This is a genomic window from Luteolibacter sp. (assembly GCF_058122085.1).
Window position 1 is genome coordinate 1 of the sequence record NZ_JBIKBQ010000206.1, and the last position, 4,208, is coordinate 4,208.

2 protein-coding genes are annotated in these 4,208 nt (G+C 61.7%); one reads left to right on the forward strand and one right to left on the reverse strand.

The window, feature by feature from the left end; all coding sequences use genetic code 11:
* A partial coding sequence (locus tag AC4DF4_RS18625; RefSeq protein WP_490049596.1) for a YidB family protein occupies positions 1-354 on the reverse strand: 354 nt, incomplete at its 3' end.
* Positions 355-641: 287 nt separating this feature from the next.
* Between AC4DF4_RS18625 and AC4DF4_RS18630 the strand changes: the two genes are divergently transcribed.
* Positions 642-4,208: CotH kinase family protein (locus AC4DF4_RS18630; protein ID WP_490049597.1), on the forward strand; the 3,567-nt coding region annotated here is incomplete at its 3' end.

Sequence of the window (4,208 nt, forward strand, 5' to 3'; positions counted from 1 at the left end):
GATCTGACCGGACGGGGTGAGTTTATCGATGATTTTCGGCAGATACTGCGAAAGTAAACCAGAGGCCTGCTCGGCATTGAGGCCAAGCTTGCTGGCGATGCCGGCGATTTGGTCATTGCCCAGCACACTCTGAATCTGTTCTGCCGTAATGCCCCTGTTTTCACTCAGCCCCACCCAGGAGCTAGCCACCTCGCCCAAGCCGTGCTGGCTAAACTGGCCCAGCAACCCTGACAGTCCTCCATTTTGTTCCAGAAGCCCTGCGAGCGCGGCCATGAGCGGATGGCCTCCCGATTCTTCGGAGGTGGCAGAGGAAGCACCAGTGACGGCACCTATAATGGAGTCGATGAGTCCCATGGGAAGTCGTGATCGATGAGGGAGGCCAGCGTCGGCATCCTTCCTCTGATCGCTATCATGACCGCCACATGACGCGTCAACTGGATCAAAAAAATGGGACACCTATCGGCTCCGACTGTCCCGCAGTGTTGCGGAAATCCCGTGTGTGCACTAGCAAAATTGTAAGGCCATAAACGATCGGTTCACAGGCGCGGAAGCCCAGATCGCACCCCCGCAGCTTTGGCAGGACAAGCGCACCCGCGGAGGTACAGTCATTCCTTATGCGCTTCGTTTCCGTTCTTGCTTCGATGCTTCTGTCCGGCCTCACCGCCGCCGCCGGTCCGGTTATTTCGGAATTCATGGCGTCAAATGCCACCACGTGGAAAGACGGACACGGGAATTACGAAGACTGGGTGGAAATCTGGAATCCAGATGCCACCAGCATCAACCTCTCGGGATGGCGCCTCACCGACTCAGCCAGCAATGGGCAAAAATTTGTTTTTCCGCCGCGGATCCTAGCCGCTGGCGGACGTGTCGTGATTGTTTGTTCGGGCCGCACCGGCTCGGCTGATGGCACTCCACATATGGATCCTCAAGGGTATTGGCACGCCCCATTCTCTCTGGCCAAGTCGGGTGAGTATCTGGCCCTGATCCAACCCGACGGCGTCACCAAGGCAAGCGAGTTCGCCCCCGCCTATCCGCCGCAAGTCACGGACCTCAGTTATGGATCACGGGCTGCCACCGAGTCGCTGGTCAACGCGTCAACGGCAGTGAAGTTTCTGGCCCCGACCACCGCCGCCCCCGATACGGCCGTCACAAACTGGCGAGCCCCAGCCTTTAATGACGCTTCCTGGCGCACCGGAACCGGTAGCGGAACCGGCTTTGAACAAGGCTCGCCCGTCGGCGTTTGGTTGATGAACGAATCCGCCGGCACAACCGAAGCCACCGATGCCTCAGGCTCTGGACACACCGCCGCCCCCAACGGCGTCGGTCCCGTCTTCGGCGCCGCCAGCCCACTGCCAACCGGCACCGCCGCGGATTTCGACGGCCGCGGCGGCTTAACCGTGCCGTTTTCCGCCAAGCTCAATCCTCCCACCACTTTCAGCTTCGCCGCCTGGGTCCGCCCCACCGGCGGTAGTGGATACCGCGCCGTGGTCTCGTCACGCACTGGAATCCCCGGCGCCCAACGAGGATTCATCCTCTACCTCACGCCCTCAAACACTTGGGAATTTTGGACCGGCACCGGAACCACTTGGCATGTGGCAGCCGGCGGACCGGCCACCCTCAACTCTTGGACCCACCTCGCCATCACCCGAGGCCCGTCAGGCACCAAACGGCTGTACCTCAACGGTATTCAAGCCGCCTCGGCTCAGGGCGGATACAGCCCAAACCTGACCGCCGCTCACGGCTTCCACCTCGGCTCCGGCGACGACACAGGAGGTACTTTCCACTTCGTAGGTCAGCTCGATGACGCCGCCTTTTTTCCCGCCGAACTGCCCGCCCCCATGGTGCAGCAACACCGTGATCAAGGAGCCGGCAGCTTTCCCACTCCACTCTATCCCTTTCACTATCAAAATGACGTGCAAAGCCTAGCGGCCGCCGTCAGCACCGGCCTCTACACCCGCCACCGCTTCACGCTCACCGACCCGGCACTCATCGCCTCCTTGCAGCTCCGCATCAAATACGACGATGCCCACGTCACCTACCTCAACGGCGTGGAAGTCGCGCGCGGCAATTTCACCGGCGTCCGCGCGTTTAATGCCGTGGCCGACACCGATCGTTCTGACTCCCAGGCTGTCGTCTTTGAAGAGACCGACATTTCAGCCGCCGCCTTGCCAGCGCTGGTCAAAGGCGTCAATGTGCTCGCCGTCCACGGGTTTCGCCGCTCCCAGACCCAGGACGATTTCCTGCTCGTCCCGGTGCTTGAGGCTGGTCTGGCCCCGGCCGCCGCGGGCGCTGGTTTTTTTGCCACCGCCACGCCCGGCGGGTCGAATGCCGACGCTTTCGTCGATCCAGGCCCGGCCATTGGCGACGTCTCTCACTCGCCCGCCGAACCATTGGCAGGGGAATCCATCCTCGTGACCGCGCAGGTCACACCTCGCCTGGCTCCCGTGGCCTCGGTTTCGTTGGTCACGCGGGTCATGTTCACTCCCGAAGCGCCAGCCATTCCGATGACCGACGCCGGTCCGGTTCCTGGCGCCACCGACGGCAGCCGCCTCTACACCGCCACCATCCCCAACAGCGGCGGCGCCACCGCCAAACGCATGCTCCGATACTTCGTCACCGCCACCGACACCGCCGCCCGCACATGGCGCGCCCCTTACCCGGTCGACCTCACCAATACCAACGGCGTCTCGCAGTCGCCTCAATACTTCGGCACGGTCGTCAAAGACCCCGCTCTCACGGCCCGCCTGCCCATCATGCAGTGGTTCACCAATGACGTCACCAACAGCGACACCCGTACCGGCAGCCGCGCCAGTGTCTGGTACGGCGGACGGTTCTACGACAACATCTACGTCCGCCAACGCGGCGGTTATACATCCGCCGGATCACAGAAATTCAATTTTAATGCCGGCGATGGCATCGTCGTCAATGAAACCCTCGGCCGCGTCGGCGAGGTCAACATGAACGGTAGCGGCGCTGATCCCAATTATTACCGCGTAGCCGGCAGCTACGAAATGCTGCGCACCAGCGGCCATCCTGCCTGCGAGGCATTCAATGTAGCCATGTATCGCAACGGTTCGTTTCAACGCGTGGCCGTGCTCATCGAGCAAATGGACGAAGATTACCTCAAACGCTGGGGCTTCGACCCCGACGGAGCCATGTACAAGTTTGTCCAGCGCCTCGGCGAAACACCCCTGCCCGGAGGCGACTACTCCAACTCCCCGTCGTTCGGCGATACTCTCTACGGCATCGAAAAAAAGACCCGTACCCAAGAAGGCATGGGGGACTTGGAGGAATTCATCTCCAAGCTCAACACCGGTACCTCCGATGAACGAAAATCCCACCTGTTCGGCAGTCTGAACTTGCCCAATTTCATCAACTTCATGGCCATGCGGCCCATCCTCTCCGATAGCGATACCAACCGCAAAAACTTCTACTTCTACCGAGACACCGACGGCTCGCGCGAATGGTTCTTGTTCCCCTGGGACAAAGACGGGACCATGAACGGCACCATCAATCCTTGGCAGGCGACATTCACCTACCGGGCCGAAGCCAACTCCACCAAACAATGGAATGTGCTCTGGGAACAAGGATACCAATCACTCGAAATCCGCGCCATGGTCGGCCGCCGTATCCGCACCCTCATGGATAGCCTGATGGGGCCGCGCGGCACCCCTGTCGGCACATCCGTCCTCGAACAACGCATGGCCGTCGTCCGCGCCTCCATGGCCCCGCTGCCACTAGGGGTCAACATTGCGGGTTATAACAACATCAGCTCGTGGAACTCATGGCTCGGACAAAACCGCCAATCGCTCTACACTACCTACGGACCGTCCAGTAAACTCAACATGATCCCGGCCGCCGCCAGTCCGACCGCCGCCGCCAGCGTGACCATCGAAAGCGCCGACCCCAACCCCGCCACTGGCACCCAAGATCTGGAACACCTCGTGATCCAGAACAACAGCCCCGATGCCGTGGACCTGAGCGGATGGTCGCTGGCCGGAGGGGGCCTGCACCACACATTTAAGGCAGGCACCGTGCTCGTCGGCACCGCCATCACCAGCACCCTCAACCGCGCCACCGTCTGCAACAATCGCGCCGCCTTCCGCTCACGCCCGGGCGCACCCACCACCGCTGAATATCTGCTCGGTGATTACGACGGCGCCCTCAGCGCCCGCGGCGGCACCGTCGAACTCCGCACCACCACCGGC